Genomic DNA, 16777 nt, shown 5'->3' on the forward strand with positions numbered 1-16777 from the left:
GTCTAGTTGATCAGGGCGTTGAAGCCCGCCTCATCGAGGACCGTCACCCCCAAACTGTCGGCGCGGTCGCGTTTCGAGCCCGGCTCGGCGCCCGCGACGACATAATCGGTGCGACTGGACACGCTGCTCGTGACCTTGCCCCCAAGGGCCTCGATGCGGGCACGGGCCTGATCGCGGGTCTGGCCCTCGAGGGTGCCGGTCAGCACAAAGGTCTGCCCGGCCAGCGGCTGGGCGGGTGCCGCTTCGGCCGCTGATCCGGGGTCGGGCCAGTGCACGCCCGCCTCGCGCAGGGCCTCGATCACCTCGCGATTATGCGGCTGGGCAAAGAACTGGCGCACCGATTCCGCCACCACCGGCCCGACATCGGGCACCGCCGTGAGATCCTCCTCGTCAGCGGCCATGAGCGCCTCCAGGCTGCCGAAGTGCGTTGCCAGGGCACGGGCGGTCACCTCACCCACCTGATCAATGCCCAGGGCGTAGAGGAACCGCGCCAGCGTGGTCTCCCGCGAGGCCTCAATCGCGCTCAGCAGATTGGTGGTGGAGCGCTCGCCCATGCGCTCGAGGCCGAGTAGATCGCTGCGGGTCAGGGCATACAGATCGGCGGCGGTGCGCACCCGCTCGTGGGAGACCAGCTGCTCGATGAGCTTTTCACCCAGCCCATCGATGTCCATCGCCCGCCGTGAGACAAAGTGCATCAGCGCCCCCATGCGCTGCGCCGGGCAGTAGAGCCCGCCCATGCAGCGATGCGCCGCCTGGTCATCGATCCGCACGACGTCGGATCCGCAGACCGGACAGGCCGCCGGCATCTGCCATGCCCGGGCGTCGGCGGGCCGGCGTGATTCGATGACACTGACCACCTCGGGGATGACATCGCCGGCCCGGCGGACCATCACCGCATCGCCCTCGCGGACATCCTTGCGATGGACCTCGTCGAGGTTGTGCAGCGTCGCGCGGGTCACGGTCACACCGCCGACTTCCACCGCCTCCAGGTCGGCCACCGGAGTGATGACGCCGGTCCGGCCCACCGAGGGCAGAATGGCCCTGACCCGGGTGGACGCCTCGCGGGCCGGCAGCTTGTGGGCGAGCGCCCAGCGCGGTGCCCGCGCCGTGGCCCCCAGCCGCTGCCAGACCTGACGATCATTGACCTTGTAGACCACACCATCGATTTCATAGTCGAGGCGGTCACGGACCTCGACAAGATGCTGTTGGTAGGCGAGGCAGCCGCTGACACCGGTCACGCGCTGGACCTGGTCATTGACCCGGAACCCCCATTGCCGGAGGGTTTCGAGGACCGCCTCGTGGGTGGCGGGCAACGCCTCGCTGGCCTCGCCCGTGCCAAAGACAAACAGCGTCAGCGGGCGATGCGCGGTGATCCGCGAATCGAGCTGGCGCAGGCTACCCGCCGCGGCATTGCGCGGATTGGCGAAGGGGCGTTCACCGCGCGCCAGACGGCGTTCATTGAGGGCCTCAAAGTCGGCGCGCTGGATCACCACCTCGCCGCGGACCTCGATCACCGCCGGCACCTGATCACCCTGCAGGCGCAGCGGGATGCTGCGGATGGTACGGGCATTGGCGGTGATGTCCTCGCCCACGCGGCCATCACCGCGCGTCGCCGCCGTCACGAGCTGTCCCGATTCATAACGCAGGTTGACGGACAGACCGTCGAGCTTGGGCTCGGCCATGTAGTCGATGTCGCTGACGCCCAGCGCCTCGCGCAGACGCCGGTCGAAGTCGGCCACATCCGCTTCGCTGAAGGCATTCGCCAGCGACAGCATGGGCTCGCCGTGGGCCCGCTCGACAAAGCTCGACAGCGGCGCCGAGCCCACCCGCCGGGTCGGCGAATCATCCCGCTGCAGCTCGGGATGATCGCGCTCGAGGGTCATGAGCTCGTCCATCAGCCGATCGTATTCGGCATCGGCGATGGTCGGATCGTCGAGGACGTAGTAGCGGTAATTGTGGGTCTCGAGCTGGTCGCGAAGGCGGGCGGCACGCTCCGCCGGGGCGTCCGCTGCGCTCATGGGCGGCCGCCCGGCCGCCGATCGGCGACCCGTGCCCGGCGTCGGTACTCGAGCAGCGCCTCACGCCAGTGTTCGATGGCCTGGGGTGTCAGATCGCAGCGCCGGCCATCCAGCAACTGGCCCCCCAGGCTCTGGGCCACGCGCCGGGCCGTCGCCAGCATGCGCTCGAAAACCGCCAGCCCGTCGAACGGCGCGGGCACCTGCATGATGAAAACGATCCCCGGCGTGGTGGTGGCCGCCGGGTCGGTCCGGTCAAAGGTACCCGGCTCGACAATGCTGGCCACGGTATAGAGCGCGATGGTCTCGCCGTTCACGCTGAGCGGGCGCTCGAAAACGCCCTGATCGGTCAGACCGAGTCCCGCCGCCTCGAGCACCTCGGCGATGGATCCGCCATCATAGGGTCGCCCCTCGGGCGCCATGACCGACAGCGCGATAATCCACTCCTCGCCGACCGCTCGACCCCGCACATCCTCCAGCTCGTCCTCCAGCTCGTCCTCCGAGTGGACGACCCGGGCGGGGCCGACAATGCCCTCGCCGCCGGGTGTCTCCGCGGGGTCAGCCGCTGGCAGGTCATCGTCAGCGATGGGATCGTCGGCGACAGGTTCCCCGGCCAGCGGGTCGCCGGCGTCCAGCGCCGGCTCCTGATAGTCGGCGAAGGGCTCGCGCTGCGGGCGCGCGCGACGCCGCCACGGTGGGCCGTCGCGGCGCCAGTCCTGGAGGCGGGTGTAGCCATAGACGCCGGCGATGATCACAACGCCAAGGCCCAGAAGAATCCAGCGCAGTTCGTTCATTCCCAGTTCCGTTCCCCCATCTCCCTGTCAGGTTGCAACGCCACCTGTCTCAACTCAAGTCTCGCCGGCGGTCATTTCCACGGCCGCCTCGACGTCCACGGCCACCAGCCGCGAGACCCCCGGTTCCGCCATTGTCACCCCGGCCAGGTGGCTGGCTGCCTCCATGGTGGCCTTATTGTGCGTGATCACGATGAATTGGACGCGATCCGACAGGCTGCGCAGCAGATCGCAGAAACGCCCCACATTTGCTTCATCCAATGGGGCATCGACCTCATCGAGCATGCAGAACGGGGCGGGGTTGAGCTCGAAGATGGCGAACACCAGCGCCACCGCCGCCAGCGCCTTTTCGCCCCCGGAGAGCAGATGGATGTTGCTGATGCGCTTGCCGGGCGGTCGGGCCATCAGGGTGACGCCGGTCTCGAGCAGATCCGCTTCAGTCATCTCGAGATAGGCCTCGCCGCCGCCGAACAGCGTCGGGAAAAGCCGCTGCAGCCCGGCGTTGACCTCGTCAAACGTGGCCCGGAAACGGCTTCGCGTCTCGCGGTCAATGCGCTGAATGGCGTTCTCCAGCGTCTCGAGGGCGGCGCTCAGGTCGGCCTGCTGGTCGTCTAGATAGGTCTTGCGCTCGGCCAGCGTGGCCTGCTCGTCAATGGCCGCGAGATTGATCGCCCCCAGTGCATCAATGGCCGCGGCAAGGCGCTCGAGCTCGGCGATGTAGGCCGATTCATCGGCGTCCTCAGGTAACGCTCCGGCGATGGCGTCGCCGTCCACCGGCAGCGCGGCAAACTGCTCACGCCGGTCGGCAAGCCGTGCCTCCACCTCAACCTCGCGGTGGCGCAGGCCATCGCGGGTCTCACGTCGCTCGCGCACCGCCTGCTCCGCCAGCGATCGCTCGGTGTCGAGCTGGCGCAGCATGGCGGCCTGATCATCAAGACGCCGACGGGCACCCTCGAGGGCGCTCTCACGCTCGGCCCGACGGCTCAGTAGCGACTGCCGCTCATTCGCCCGGGTGGCGTCCGGGTCACCCAGGGCGTCGATGGTGGCCTGCAGTTCATCGGCGCGTTGCTGCAACTCGCTGGCCTGGGCGGCCAACCGGGCGATGGCCTGATCCCGTGACTGCCGCGCGGTCTCGGCCCGCTCCAGACGCAGGGCGACCGCCTGGCGCTGATCGCGGGCCGCCGCGGCCGCCGCCCGGGCGCGCTCCAGGCCCGCCCGGGCGGTGTCCAGCGCTTCATCCAGGGGGATCCGTCGATCACGGGCGGACTGCACCTGAATCCGGGCGGCGTCGCGCTCGGCCACGGCCCGGTCGATGGCCGCGCGGGCCTCATCCCGCGACTCGGTGAGCTCCGTGCGCTCGCGCATCAGCCGTTGGCGCTGCTCAGCCTGTGCCCGCTGCTGATCGATGGCCGCCTGTTGTCGGGCGCGTGCCGCGGCGAGTGCCTGGTCCAGGCTCTGACGAGCCTCCACCGCCCGCTGCCGGTCGGCCTTTGCGTCGGCGCTGCGCGCATCGGTGGCCTCCCGCCGGCTCATGAGATCATCCAGGGCATGCCGCGCCCCAGCAATCTCGGCGGTGACGGCCTCGATGGCCCGGCTCCGCGCCACCACGCCGGCTTCCGGATCGGTCGCGGTGGCGCGCAGACGCCGCCAGCCATGGCCATACCAGGCCCCATCCGCGGTCATCACCGACTCGCCCGGCGCAAGGCGGCTCAGCCAGCCGCGCGCCTCGGCCCGGCTATCCGCCGTCCGGATACGGGCCAGCAGATCGGTCACCGCGGCCGGACCCGCCACCTTCGCGGCCAGCGAATCGGGCGGGGCGTCGGCCCCGGGTACGGCACTGAAGAGCATCACCTCGCCGGCCTGGGGCGTGTCCGGGTCGGCGTCGCCGGCCTCCACGGCCTCCAGCGCGCGCTCCAGGGCCCACTCCACCGCCATATCCCAGCCAGGCGCCACGGCAAGCTGATCCCCCAGGCGCCGATGTCCTTCAAGCCCCTGGGCCTGCAGCCAGCGGGCCATTTCGTCATGCCGGCCCAGGGCCTCGTCCTGGAGGGTCTGCAGCGATTCGCGCCGGGCTTCGCAGGCGTTCAGCCGCGAGCGCTGCTCATCGATCCGGGCATCCAGCGACTGGCGCTCCTCGGCCGCCGCGGCCAGCTGCGTATCGGCCGCCGCAATACGGGCGTCCAGCGGTTCACGATCGGCCACCAGCGCCTCGATATCGGCACGGTCGGTGGCGTCGGCGGAAGCGTCCTCGCCCGCCTGCAGATCGAGTTCCTCGGCAATGCGCGCCAGACGCCGGTCCTGATCGGCGACGCGGGCCTCGAGCTGATCGATCCGGGTCTGCTCGAGCTGCATCCGGCGCTCGGCCTCGGCGTGTTCCTGCCCCACCGCATCGCGTTGCTCGCGGGCTTCATCGAGGCGGGCGCCCGCCGTGGCAACGGTCTGCTCGGCCTCCGCGAGGGCCTGGTCAGCGGCGGCGAGCGCCGGCGTTTCGGTGTCGATGGTCGCCGTCAGCGTCTGACGTTCATCGCGGTCGTCACTGAGGGCACGGTCGTTCTCAGCGATAGCGGCCCGTGTCTGCTCAAGGGCCTGGCGGCTCTGGCTGAGCGTCTCCTGGTCGTGGCGGATACGCTGCTCGAGGGCGGCCAGCGTCGATCCGAGTTCGTAGTACTCGGCCTGCACGGCATTCAGGTGATCACTCGCCGCGGTCTGTTCGGCGCGCACCGATTCCATCCCGCGCTCGCAGCGCCGCTGTTCCGCCAGGCGTGCCTCGAGGGCGGTCTCGGCATCGGCTCGCTGGGTCTGCAGATCGGCCTGTTCAGCCTCGAGCTGGCGGATACGCAGCAGGGTCAGCTCGGCATGACACTGACGCTCATCGGCCTTCAACTGGCGGTAGCGCTCGGCCGTCCGGGCCTGATCATTGAGCCGGTCGAGCTGGCGGGCGACCTCGGCGCGCATGTCATCGAGCCGCTCGAGGTTCTCGCGGGTGTCGCGGATCCGCCGCTCGGTCTCGCGGCGCCGTTCCTTGTACAGGCTGATCCCGGCGGCCTCTTCGAGGTAGCCGCGGAGTGCCTCGGGGCGCGCCTCGATCAGTCGCGAGATGGTGCCCTGCTCGATGATCGAGTAGCTGCGGGGCCCGAGCCCGGTCCCCAGGAAGACATCGGTGATATCGCGACGCCGACAGCGGCTGCCGTTGAGAAAATAGGCCGATTGCCCGTCGCGGTTGACCTGACGGCGGATGGCGATTTCGCTGAAACCGGCGTACTGCCCGCCCAGTGAACCGTCGGCATTGTCGAACACCAGCTCGATGCTGGCCTGCCCCACGGGTTTGCGGCTGCCGGATCCACTGAAGATGACATCGGCCATCGAGCCGCCACGCAGATGCTTGGCCGACCGCTCGCCCATGACCCAGCGCACGGCATCGATGATGTTGGACTTGCCACAGCCGTTGGGGCCGACGATGGCGGTGATGCCCGAGCCCAGCGGGACCGGCGTCGTGTCGACGAAGGATTTGAAACCGCTCAGGCGGATTTTACTGAGCCGCATCCACGCGGGCGTCCCTGTTGCCGTGCAGCATTCAAGATACTCATTTTCCCCGGGAGGAGGAACCAATGCGCCGGTAGAGGGTGCTGCGACTGATGCCCAGCGTCTGCGCGGCGCGACTGACGTTACCGCCGTGCTCCGCCAGTGCCGCCTGAATATGGCGTTGCTCCACGGCTCGAAGGTCGGTATCCGGACAGGCCTCAGCCGACATGTTTCCGACGTCCGTCTCCAGGATGACATCAGGCAGGTCCGCCCGTGTCACCGGCGCGCCCGGTCGGCGTAACGCCAGCGCCGTCTGCATGACGCTGTGCAGCTGACGCAGATTGCCGGGCCATGAATAGGCGAGAAGCCGCGCGCGGGCATCCGGCGAAAGCCTCGCCATGGGATCCTCCTCGGCCAGAAGCCGGTCGATCAGCGGCTCACGATCGCTGCGCCGGCGAAGCGGCGGCAATTCGATCCGCAGTCCGCACAGCCGGTAGTAAAGGTCGGCGCGAAACGCACCGGCCTTGACCCGGGCTGCCAGATCGCAATGAGTGGCGCTGACCAACGCAAAGTCCACCGCCCGGGGCTGACCGCCACCCACCGGCAGGACGGTGCGCTCCTGGAGGACCCGCAGCAGTCGGGTCTGAAGCGCGACCGGCATGTCGCCGATCTCGTCGAGGAAGAGTGTTCCGCCATTGGCTTCGGCGATGCGACCGTCGGCACCGCGCGGGTTTGCACCGGTAAACGCCCCCGGGGCATAACCAAACAGTTCGGCCTCGGCAAGGCTCTCGGGGATTGCCGCGCAGTTGACGGCGACGATCGGCCCGTTCGCCCGCGGCCCCGCCGCATGGAGGGCCCGCACCACCCATTCCTTGCCGGTGCCGGTCTCGCCCTCGATCAGAAGGGGGATATTACGGACGAAGACACGATGGGCACGACGGAGTGTATCCGCCACTGCGTCATCCCCGGCGTGCAACCGCTCGAACGTCGTGCCATCGGACAGCGCAGCCGCCGGCGTCGAACCGTGGATGCGCGACGGCGGCGCGACCAGTCGCAGGCAGGTCATGATCCCACTGAGAGTCCGCCGCAGCGGCATCGATTCGTCACTGCGCAGCAAGCCCTCGAACGTCTCCTCAAAAAGCCCTTCGAAGCGCTCGCCCACGCAGTCGTCACCGAAGTAGCTGCGCGCCACCTCGTTCAGGGCCAATACCCGTCCATCACCATCGAGCGCGAGAATCCCCTCGCTGAGGGTGCCCAGCAGCTCCGGCCGCGCATGGAGATGAAGGTGAAAGCTGTCGGCGAACTCCGCCGTGAGCCAGCGGTTTTCGATCATTCGTGCGCCCATCCGCACCAGCCCCAGGGCATGGATCTGACGGGCCGACTGATCCCCGGAGACATCCAGCAGGCCAATCACGGTCCCCGCCGTGTCACGGATCGGCGCCGCCGCACAGGTCAGGAACGTATTGCACTGCAGATAATGCTCGGGGCCGTGGACCGACGCTGGACCGGCCTGTGCCAGCGCGAGGCCGATGGCGTTGGTCCCGCGCACCGGCTCGCCCCAGCATGCACCCGGCGCCAGTGCAACGCGCTGACTGCGGGCATGGAAATGCGGGTCACCGTGGCGCTCGAGGATCGTGCCGTGCGCATCGCAGAGCAATACGGCACTGTTGCTGCCGCTGATCTGGTGATACAGGTTTTCGATTTCCGGCAGCGCCAGCGCGATCAGCGACTCGTTGTCGGCCCGGGCCGCCCGCAACGCCGCCGCATCAAAAACGGCATCAGCCGCCTGTTGCCGCGGTGAGAGCCCGGCCGCCGCCACCCGCTGCCAGGAGGCCGCCACCCCATCCGCCACACCGGCCGGCGTGCGCTCACCCGCCAACAGCTGACGCCGCGCGCCGGCAAGCCGGGCGCGATCGTTAAACGGCCGCTCGTCCATCGCCCTCCTCCTCTGTCGCAGTCCGCGACAGACTGTTCTAAAACGGCACACCGGCCACCCGTCTCTAGCGGACAGGTTGAACAGCACGATCGCCCAGTCCCGGGCGCGACGCAAGCGCCGGGCGCGCAGCCATCAATTGGCGCGGATCTTGCTGGGTGCCTGGTGCGGGCACGCATCGCGTCCCGACCCATAAAAACGGAGGAGAGACCATGATCTACGCCAATCCCGGCAGCACGAACGCCATCGTCCATTTCAAAAGCGAATATCAGAATTTCATCGGCGGCGACTGGCTGGCCCCGCTCGACGGCGAGTACTTCGATAATCCCACACCGGTCACCGGGCAGACCTTCTGCCGCATTCCGCGCTCCAAGGCAGCCGACGTCGAAAAGGCGCTGGATGCAGCCCACGCGGCAAAGGCGGCCTGGGGCAGGACGGCGGTGGCCGAGCGCGCCGTCATTCTGAACACCATCGCCGATCGCATGGAGGCCAACCTCGAGGCGCTTGCCGTGGCGGAGACCTGGGAGAATGGCAAGCCGGTCCGGGAAACGCTGGCGGCCGATCTGCCGCTCGCGATCGATCACTTCCGTTATTTCGCCGGCGTCATCCGTGCCCAGGAGGGATCACTCGGCGAGCTCGATGACGACACGGTGTCCTATCAGATCCATGAACCCCTCGGTGTGGTCGGTCAGATCATTCCCTGGAATTTCCCGATCCTGATGGCCACGTGGAAGCTGGCGCCGGCGCTGGCGGCCGGCAACTGTGTGGTACTCAAACCCGCCGAACAGACACCGGCCAGCATTCTGATGCTCACCGAGCTGATCGCCGACCTGCTGCCGGCCGGTGTGCTCAATATCGTCAACGGCTTCGGCGCCGAGGCGGGCAAGGCGCTTGCCTCGAACCCGCGGATCAGCAAGGTGGCCTTCACCGGAGAGACCACCACCGGGCGACTGATCATGCAGTACGCATCGGAAAACCTGATTCCGGTCACGCTGGAGCTGGGCGGTAAGTCACCCAACGTGTTTTTTGATGACTGCTTTGCCGCCAATGACGGCTTCCGGGAGAAAACCCTCGAGGGGTTCGCGATGTTCGCCCTCAATCAGGGTGAGGTCTGCACCTGCCCGTCACGGGCACTGGTGCAGCGCTCGTTCTATGGCGACTTCATGGATGCTGCGCTTGACCGGGTGGCCCGCATTAAAACGGGCAATCCGCTTGATACCGAGACGATGGTGGGCGCGCAGGCATCGCGCGATCAGCTGGAAAAAATCATGGCCTATCTGGATATCGGCCGGCAGGAGGGTGCCAGAGTCCTCGCCGGCGGTGAGAGTCTGGACCTGGGCGGCGAACTGAGCGGTGGCTACTACGTTCAGCCCACCGTCTTCGAGGGCGACAATCGCATGCGCGTCTTCCAGGAAGAGATTTTTGGCCCGGTGGTCTCGGTCACCGGCTTTGACGATCGGGATGACGCCCTGAGTATCGCCAATGACACGCTGTACGGGCTCGGCGCGGGCCTGTGGACGCGCAACGTCAACACGGCCTATCGCATGGGCCGCGGCATTCAGGCCGGCCGTGTCTGGACCAATTGCTATCACCTCTACCCCGCGCACGCGGCGTTTGGTGGCTACAAGCAGTCAGGCTTCGGTCGCGAAAACCACCTCATGATGCTCGCGCACTACCAGCAGACCAAAAACCTGCTGGTGAGTTACAGCGAGTCCCCCATGGGACTGTTCTAGGCGGGCGGACAACGCCGGGCGGGCGGGTCACGCCCGCCCGGTGCTGCGGACGAGGAGACGAAAATGAGCACGAATGAAATGGGCGTTGTGGCGACACCTGCGGCAGAGGCACTGATCGCCGAGCTGCAGCGGCGCCACGGGCCATTGCTGTTTCACCAATCCGGCGGTTGCTGTGACGGGAGTGCACCCATGTGCTATCCCCGCGACGAATTCAGGGTGGGCGCGCGCGATGTCCATCTTGGCGACATCGGCGGACAGCCCTTTTACATCGGCGGCGACCAGTATGCGCTCTGGGCGCACACCCGATTGATCATCGACGTGATCGAGGGGCGTGGCTCCGGATTCTCACTGGAAGCGCCCGAGGGCAAACGCTTCCTGACCCGGTCTGAACTGTGCAGCGTACCTCCGCGGGATCAGCCACCGGCGGCCAGATAGCGCTGGATGCGACTCACCGCCGTTGCCAGTCGGTCGGTGTCGGTGGTGTAGGCGAAGCGCAGATGCCGCTCGGGTGCCGTGCGTTCAAAATCCAGTCCGGGGGTCACCGCCACACCGGCCTGTTCAAGCAGTCCGCTTGCAAGATCGGCGCTGTCATCGCCGAGCGCGGTGATATCGGCATACAGATAGAACGCCCCGGCAGGATTGCCCGGGATGTGGAAGCCGAGGTCGCGCAACGCCGGCAGCAGAAAGTCCCGACGCTGGCGGAACGCCTCGCGTCTCGCCTCGAAGATCTCGCGGGACGCCTCGGTAAAGCAGGCCAGCGCCGCATACTGGGCGGGCGTCGAGGCGCTGATGAACAGGTTCTGCAGCAGCTTTTCGGCAACCGGCACCCAGTCGGCGGGGACCACCATCCAGCCAAGCCGCCAGCCGGTCATACCGAAGTACTTCGAGAAACTGTTCACCACAATCGCGTCCGGCGCATGCGCCAACGCCTGGGCGGGCGCGCCGTCGTAATGCAGTCCGTGATAGATCTCATCGACGATCAGCCCAATGCCCCGGCGCTGGCCGAGGGCCGCGAGTCCGGCCAGATCCGCGCTGCTCGCCAGCGTGCCGGTGGGATTGCCCGGCGAGCCCACGAGCATCGCCGCCGTACGCTCGTCACAGGCCGCGGCCGCCAGCCCGGGCGTCAGCTGATAATCGCTGCCGGCGTCCACGCGCACCGCCCGCGGCGTGGCGTCCACGGCTTCGACGAAGTTGCGGTTGCACGGATAGCCCGGGTCGGGCAGCAGGACGTTGCGGCCCGGATCCGCCAGCATGGCCAGGGCCACCAGCAACGCCCCGCTCGCCCCCGGGGTGATCAGAATGCGACCGGGATCGACCTCCACGCCATGGTCACGCTGGTAGTGCCCGGCGATGGCCTCACGCAGGGCCGGCAGCCCCGCCGCCGGCTGATACCCGGTCCGCCCGTCGGCGAGCGCCTGGCGGCCCGCCTCACGCACCGGCGCCGCCGTGGGGAAGTCGGGCTCACCGATCTCCATATGGACAATGTCGGCGCCGCCCGCCTCAAGCTCGCGCGCCCGGGCCAGCAGGGTCATGACGTGAAACGGTTGGATGCGGTGACTGCGCGCGGACAGATCAGGGCGTGGCACGGCGACCTCAGCGAATGACTGGACTCGCAGTGTAGCAACCCGCATGGCAAGCTGAGGCAACAACGCATGGATGGTGCTATGACCGACACGCGCTACATCGGCCGCTTCGCCCCCAGCCCGACCGGGCCGCTCCACCGCGGCTCGCTGATCGCGGCGCTGGCGAGCTGGCTGGACGCACGGGCGGCCGGCGGCGAGTGGCGATTGCGTATCGATGACGTCGACCGCGGCCGCGCCCGGGTCTCGGCCGCACGTGACATCCGCGCGGCACTGGAGGCCCTGGGCCTCGAATGGGACGGCCCGGTGCAGGTCCAGGACGCGCGGCGCGATCATTATCAGGCGGCCCTCGAAAGGCTCCAGGCAAGTGGCGACGCCTACCCCTGCGCCTGCACCCGGCGCGAGGTGGCCGCGGGCGGCGAGGCCGGCCCGGCCGGTATCATCTATCCCGGGACCTGCCGCGACGGCCTGCCCGCCGGCCGTGAAGCGCGCAGCTGGCGGTTCCGCGTACCCGATGGCCCCCTCGGCTTCGAGGATCGGCGCCTGGGCCCACAGTCCCTGGTCCCCGCGGCCGTGATCGGCGACTTCGTGATCCGCCGTGGCGATGGCCTGCACGCCTATCACCTGGCCATGGTGGTGGATGACGCCGCGCTGGGCGTCACCGATGTGGTCCGGGGTGCCGACCTGCTGCCCGCGACGCCACCGCAGATGCTGCTGCGCAGCGCCCTGAGCCTCCCGCAGCCGCGCCACCTGCATGTGCCCGTCGCCACCGACCCCCAGGGCCGCAAGCTCAGCAAAACCAACGCGGCCCCGCCCGTGGATACCCGTCGGGCGGGGGCCGCCGTGGCCGACGCGCTGGCCTTTCTCGGGCATCCTCCGCCGGCCGACCTGGCGGATGCCCCACCCGCGATGCTTCTGGAATGGGCGGTTGGCCACTGGCAATCCGGGGCAATTGCGCGCGATGGCTTGGCATCAGGCCTCCAACACCCGCAGTATAGGGCTTATAAGATTTAGAACAGACGTCGAACGCTGTCATTTACGAGGAGAAAACGGCATGGCCGCAGAAAAACGCTATCCGGTGCCGCCGGAAACCGCCGATCACGCATTGCTCAGCCGCGAAGCGTACGAGCGCATGTACCGCCGGTCACTGGAAGCGCCGGACGCATTCTGGGCCGAACAGGCGGAGGCCTTCCTCACCTGGTTCGAGACCTGGGACCGCGTAAGTGATAACGACCTCACCAAGGGGCAGATCCGCTGGTTCGAAGGCGGCAAGCTCAACGTCAGTTACAACTGCCTGGACCGGCACCTCGACACCCACGGTGATCGCAACGCCATCATCTGGGAAGGCGACGAGCCGGGCGTCACCCGGCACATCACCTACCGCGAACTGCATGCCGATGTCTGTCGGCTGGCCAACGTGCTCAAGTCCCGCGGCGTTTCGCGGGGTGACCGGGTCTCGATCTACATGCCGATGATCCCGGAAGCCGTGGTCGCCATGCTGGCCTGCACGCGGATCGGGGCGGTGCATTCCATCGTCTTCGGCGGGTTCTCGCCGCATGCCCTGCGCGATCGCATCGTCGATGCCGACTGCCGCACCGTGATCACCGCCGATCAGGGCCTGCGCAGTGGCAAGCCGGTCCCGCTCAAGGAAAACGTCGACAAGGCCATTGATGGCCTCGACGCCGTGCACTCGGTGATCACGGTCCGCCACACCGGCAACCCGGTGTCTTGGAACGACGCGCGCGACATCGACTATGGCAAGGCGCTGGCTGCCGCGTCCGATGAGTGCGCCCCCGAGGCGATGGACGCCGAGGATCCGCTGTTCATCCTTTATACCTCGGGGTCCACCGGCAAGCCCAAGGGGGTGCTGCACACCACCGGGGGCTATCTGCTGCAGGCCGCGATGACCTTCAAGTACGTCTTCGACTACCACGACGGCGAGGTCTACTGGTGCACCGCCGACGTCGGCTGGATCACCGGCCACAGCTACATCGTCTACGGGCCGCTCGCCAACGGCGCCACCAGCCTGGTGTTCGAGGGTGTTCCGACCTATCCCGATGCCGGGCGTTTCTGGCAGATCATCGACGACCATCAGGTCAACATCTTCTACACCGCTCCCACCGCGATCCGCTCACTGATGGGTCAGGGCGAGGAACTGGTCAAAAAGCACTCCCGCCAGTCGCTGCGGGTGTTGGGCACGGTTGGCGAGCCCATCAACCCGGAGGCCTGGGAGTGGTACTACCGCGTAGTGGGCGACGAGCGCTGCCGCATCGTCGACACCTGGTGGCAGACCGAGACCGGCGCCATCATGATCTCGGCACTGCCCGGCGCCATCGACCTCAAGCCCGGCTCCGCCACACTGCCATTCTTTGGCGTTGAACCGCAGCTGGTGGACAACGAGGGCAACGTGCTCGAGGGCGCCACCGAGGGTAACCTGTGCCTCACTCAGGCCTGGCCCAGCATGATGCGCACCATCCACGGCGACCATGAGCGGTTCATGAACACCTACCTCACGACCTATCCGGGCAAGTACTTCACCGGCGACGGCGCGCGCCGCGACGAGGAAGGCTATTACTGGATCACCGGGCGGGTGGACGACGTCCTCAATGTCTCCGGCCATCGCATGGGCACCGCCGAAATCGAGAGTGCGCTGGTGCTGCATGATGCCGTCGCGGAGGCGGCGGTGGTGGGATACCCCCACGACCTGAAAGGCCAGGGGATCTACTGCTACGTCACGCTGGTGCAGGGCACAGAGCCCAGTGACCATCTGGAAAAGGAACTGGCCAGTCTCGTGCGTAGCGAAATCGGCCCCATCGCCAAGCCCGATGTCATCCAGTGGGCGCCGGGCCTGCCCAAGACACGCTCAGGCAAGATCATGCGGCGCATCCTGCGCAAGGTGGCCACCAACGAGCTGGACAGTCTGGGAGACACGAGTACGCTGGCCGACCCCGGTGTGGTGGATGATCTGATCAGCCAGCGGGCCAACCAGTAGCAACCACTGCCCGGCGAGGCCCTCAGGGGTGTCGCCGGGCGATCTCAAAACAATGAATCGAGCCAGGGAGGATCTGACCAACCGGACGAGATTTCGACGCATCCATAATCACAAAAAGCGACAGGTCGCTGGACGACACTGTCATACGACATCACCGCAGGAGGAGCGGAAGCATGGCTTCTAATCAGGAACAGGCCGCCATGGCCTACTGGAAGGAGAACGTCAGACTGCTGATCACACTGCTGATCATCTGGTTTGTCGTCTCTTATGGACTGGGCATCATTCTCGCCCCATTGCTCAACAACATAATGATTGCGGGCTATCCCCTCGGCTTCTGGTTCGCCCAGCAGGGCGCGATTTACACGTTCATCGTCCTGATTTTCGTCTACGTGTTCCGAATGAACGCGCTGGATCGAAAATACGACGTGTACGAAAAGTAACGAGGGGAATTCGACATGGATCTCGCACTCACCACCTATCTGATTGTCGGCGCCACCTTCGTCCTGTACATCGGTATCGCGATCTGGGCCAAGGCCGGAAGCACCGGCGAATTCTACGTCGCAGGCAAGGGGGTTCACCCCATTGCCAACGGCATGGCCACCGCAGCGGACTGGATGTCCGCGGCATCGTTCATCTCAATGGCCGGTCTGATCGCCTTTCTGGGCTATGACGCCTCCGTCTACCTGATGGGCTGGACCGGCGGCTATGTGCTCCTGGCACTACTGCTTGCGCCGTATCTGCGCAAATTCGGCAAGTTCACGGTCCCCGAATTCATCGGCGACCGGTTCTACTCCAAGACGGCCCGCGTCATTGCGGTCATTGCCCTGATCGTTGCCTCGATCACCTATGTCATCGGTCAGATGAAGGGCATTGGCGTCGCGTTTTCGCGTTTTCTTGAGACGAGCTACGAAGTGGGGCTTTTCATCGGGATGGCGATCGTCTTTTTCTATGCCGTGATCGGCGGTATGAAAGGCATCACCTATACCCAGATCGCCCAGTACTGCGTGATGATCTTCGCGTATACCATTCCGGCCATCTTCATATCGCTGGCCATCACCGGCAATCCGGCACCACAGCTGGGTCTGGGCGGGACCGTCGCCGATGGCACCTATCTGCTGAACAAGCTGGACAACATCCTTGTTGATCTTGGCTTCTCGCAGTACACGGCGATGAAGGGCACCACGCTCAACATGTTCTTCCTGACCATGTCGCTGATGATCGGTACAGCCGGTCTGCCCCACGTCATCGTGCGCTTCTTCACGGTGCCGCGGGTCCGGGATGCCCGACTGTCGGCCGGATGGACGTTGATTTTCATCGCCATCCTCTACACCACGGCACCGGCCGTGGGCGCGATGTCGTTCTACAACCTGATCAACACCGTCCAGCCGGGCGAGATCGGGGCCGAAGACGGCAACCTGGCGTACGAGAACGTGCCGGGCTGGTTCTCGCGCTGGGAAGAGACCGGTCTTCTCGCCTGGGACGACAAGAATGATGACGGCCGTATCCAGTACTACAACAGCGACAACCCGGCCTTCGAGCCCACGGCCGAGTCCTATGGCTGGGAAGGCAATGAGCTGACCGTTGACCGTGACATCATGGTCATGGCCAACCCCGAGATCGCGCAGTTACCCAACTGGGTGATCGCCCTGACCGTCGCGGGTGGCCTTGCGGCGGCCCTGTCCACGGCGGCGGGACTGCTCATGGCGATCTCCTCATCGATCTCCCATGACCTGATCAAGGGCGTCATCAATCCGAAGATCGGCGAGAAGAGCGAATTGCTAGCGGCTCGAATCGCAATGGGTGTGGCGGTCCTTGTGGCAGGCTACCTGGGTCTGAACCCACCAGGGTTCGCGGCACAGGTCGTTGCACTGGCCTTCGGGTTGGCGGCCTCGTCGCTGTTCCCGGTTCTCATGCTCGGCATCTTCAACCGGCGCATGAACAGTGCCGGCGCCATCGCGGGCATGCTCTCGGGTCTCAGCTTCACCCTGGTGTATGTGTTCATCTTCAAGGGCTGGTTCTTCATCCCTGGCACCAACATGCTGCCGGACACGCCGGAGCACTGGCTGTTCGGGATCGGACCGCAGTCCATCGGTGCCATCGGCGCATTGATCAACGTCATCGTTGCATCGCTCGTGTCACGGGCAACGGCGCCGCCGCCGGAGAACATCCAGGAACTAGTGGAGAGCATCCGGGTCCCGCGCGCTTCCTGAG

Annotated in this window: 11 protein-coding genes; 6 read left to right on the plus strand and 5 right to left on the minus strand. The window is 66.7% G+C overall.

Features of this window, described 5'->3' with window-relative positions; translation table 11 throughout:
• Window positions 1–2: 2 nt before the first annotated feature.
• From ligA to FPL11_RS04875, 4 genes are read right to left on the minus strand one after another with little or no spacing between them, the layout of a single operon-like run.
• Entirely contained in the window at window positions 3–2018 is a 2016-nt protein-coding gene (ligA, locus tag FPL11_RS04860) for an NAD-dependent DNA ligase LigA (RefSeq protein ID WP_144347662.1), read from the minus strand.
• Complete coding sequence (locus FPL11_RS04865) at window positions 2015–2809, minus strand: cell division protein ZipA (protein WP_144347663.1); 795 nt, start codon at window positions 2807–2809, stop codon at window positions 2015–2017. The genes ligA and FPL11_RS04865 overlap by 4 nt, the downstream gene beginning before the upstream one ends.
• Window positions 2810–2863: 54 nt before the next feature.
• Complete coding sequence (gene smc, locus FPL11_RS04870; RefSeq protein ID WP_144347664.1) at window positions 2864–6349, minus strand: chromosome segregation protein SMC; 3486 nt, start codon at window positions 6347–6349, stop codon at window positions 2864–2866.
• A gap of 40 nt (window positions 6350–6389) precedes the next feature.
• Window positions 6390–8264 (minus strand): sigma-54-dependent Fis family transcriptional regulator, encoded by a 1875-nt coding sequence (locus FPL11_RS04875; RefSeq protein WP_144347665.1) that lies wholly within the window; start codon window positions 8262–8264, stop codon window positions 6390–6392.
• 209 nt (window positions 8265–8473) lie between these two features.
• Here FPL11_RS04875 and exaC point away from each other — a divergent pair, with 209 nt between their 5' ends.
• Both exaC and FPL11_RS04885 read left to right on the plus strand, forming a co-directional pair.
• Window positions 8474–9994: an acetaldehyde dehydrogenase ExaC gene (gene exaC / locus FPL11_RS04880; RefSeq protein WP_023366045.1), complete on the plus strand. Its 1521-nt coding sequence runs from the start codon at window positions 8474–8476 to the stop codon at window positions 9992–9994.
• Window positions 9995–10057: 63 nt separating this feature from the next.
• On the plus strand, window positions 10058–10429 hold the full coding sequence (locus FPL11_RS04885) for a DUF779 domain-containing protein (protein WP_110883073.1): 372 nt from the start codon (window positions 10058–10060) through the stop codon (window positions 10427–10429).
• On the opposite strand, the gene FPL11_RS04890 is transcribed toward FPL11_RS04885, so the two are convergent.
• Complete coding sequence (locus tag FPL11_RS04890; protein WP_412549241.1) at window positions 10408–11580, minus strand: pyridoxal phosphate-dependent aminotransferase; 1173 nt, start codon at window positions 11578–11580, stop codon at window positions 10408–10410. The genes FPL11_RS04885 and FPL11_RS04890 overlap by 22 nt on opposite strands.
• 78 nt (window positions 11581–11658) lie before the next feature.
• On the opposite strand from FPL11_RS04890, the gene gluQRS reads away from it, so the two are divergent.
• The 4 genes from gluQRS to FPL11_RS04910 all read left to right on the plus strand — a co-directional run bounded on the left by gluQRS (window position 11659) and on the right by FPL11_RS04910 (window position 16776).
• Window positions 11659–12588, plus strand: coding sequence for a tRNA glutamyl-Q(34) synthetase GluQRS (gene gluQRS, locus FPL11_RS04895; protein WP_144347666.1), 930 nt, complete (start codon window positions 11659–11661; stop codon window positions 12586–12588).
• 40 nt (window positions 12589–12628) lie between these two features.
• Entirely contained in the window at window positions 12629–14566 is a 1938-nt protein-coding gene (acs, locus tag FPL11_RS04900; protein ID WP_144347667.1) for an acetate--CoA ligase, read from the plus strand.
• A 173-nt stretch (window positions 14567–14739) separates the two neighbouring features.
• Entirely contained in the window at window positions 14740–15006 is a 267-nt protein-coding gene (locus FPL11_RS04905) for a DUF4212 domain-containing protein (protein ID WP_110883077.1), read from the plus strand.
• Window positions 15007–15021: 15 nt separating this feature from the next.
• Window positions 15022–16776, plus strand: coding sequence for a sodium:solute symporter family protein (locus FPL11_RS04910; protein WP_144347668.1), 1755 nt, complete (start codon window positions 15022–15024; stop codon window positions 16774–16776).
• The last annotated feature ends 1 nt before the right edge of the window (window position 16777 follow it).

Source organism: Spiribacter aquaticus (genome assembly GCF_007625215.1).
Classification (GTDB): domain Bacteria; phylum Pseudomonadota; class Gammaproteobacteria; order Nitrococcales; family Nitrococcaceae; genus Spiribacter; species Spiribacter roseus.

What these genes read in the sequence shown, in the direction of transcription:
- smc (WP_144347664.1), bottom strand. Translation starts at nt 6,349, where the DNA reads ATGCGGCTCAGTAAAATCCGCCTGAGCGGTTTCAAATCCTTCGTCGAC.
- gluQRS (WP_144347666.1), top strand. Translation starts at nt 11,659, where the DNA reads ATGACCGACACGCGCTACATCGGCCGCTTCGCCCCCAGCCCGACCGGG.
- ligA (WP_144347662.1), bottom strand. Translation starts at nt 2,018, where the DNA reads ATGAGCGCAGCGGACGCCCCGGCGGAGCGTGCCGCCCGCCTTCGCGAC.
- FPL11_RS04885 (WP_110883073.1), top strand. Translation starts at nt 10,058, where the DNA reads ATGAGCACGAATGAAATGGGCGTTGTGGCGACACCTGCGGCAGAGGCA.
- FPL11_RS04865 (WP_144347663.1), bottom strand. Translation starts at nt 2,809, where the DNA reads ATGAACGAACTGCGCTGGATTCTTCTGGGCCTTGGCGTTGTGATCATC.
- acs (WP_144347667.1), top strand. Translation starts at nt 12,629, where the DNA reads ATGGCCGCAGAAAAACGCTATCCGGTGCCGCCGGAAACCGCCGATCAC.
- FPL11_RS04905 (WP_110883077.1), top strand. Translation starts at nt 14,740, where the DNA reads ATGGCTTCTAATCAGGAACAGGCCGCCATGGCCTACTGGAAGGAGAAC.
- exaC (WP_023366045.1), top strand. Translation starts at nt 8,474, where the DNA reads ATGATCTACGCCAATCCCGGCAGCACGAACGCCATCGTCCATTTCAAA.
- FPL11_RS04910 (WP_144347668.1), top strand. Translation starts at nt 15,022, where the DNA reads ATGGATCTCGCACTCACCACCTATCTGATTGTCGGCGCCACCTTCGTC.
- FPL11_RS04875 (WP_144347665.1), bottom strand. Translation starts at nt 8,264, where the DNA reads ATGGACGAGCGGCCGTTTAACGATCGCGCCCGGCTTGCCGGCGCGCGG.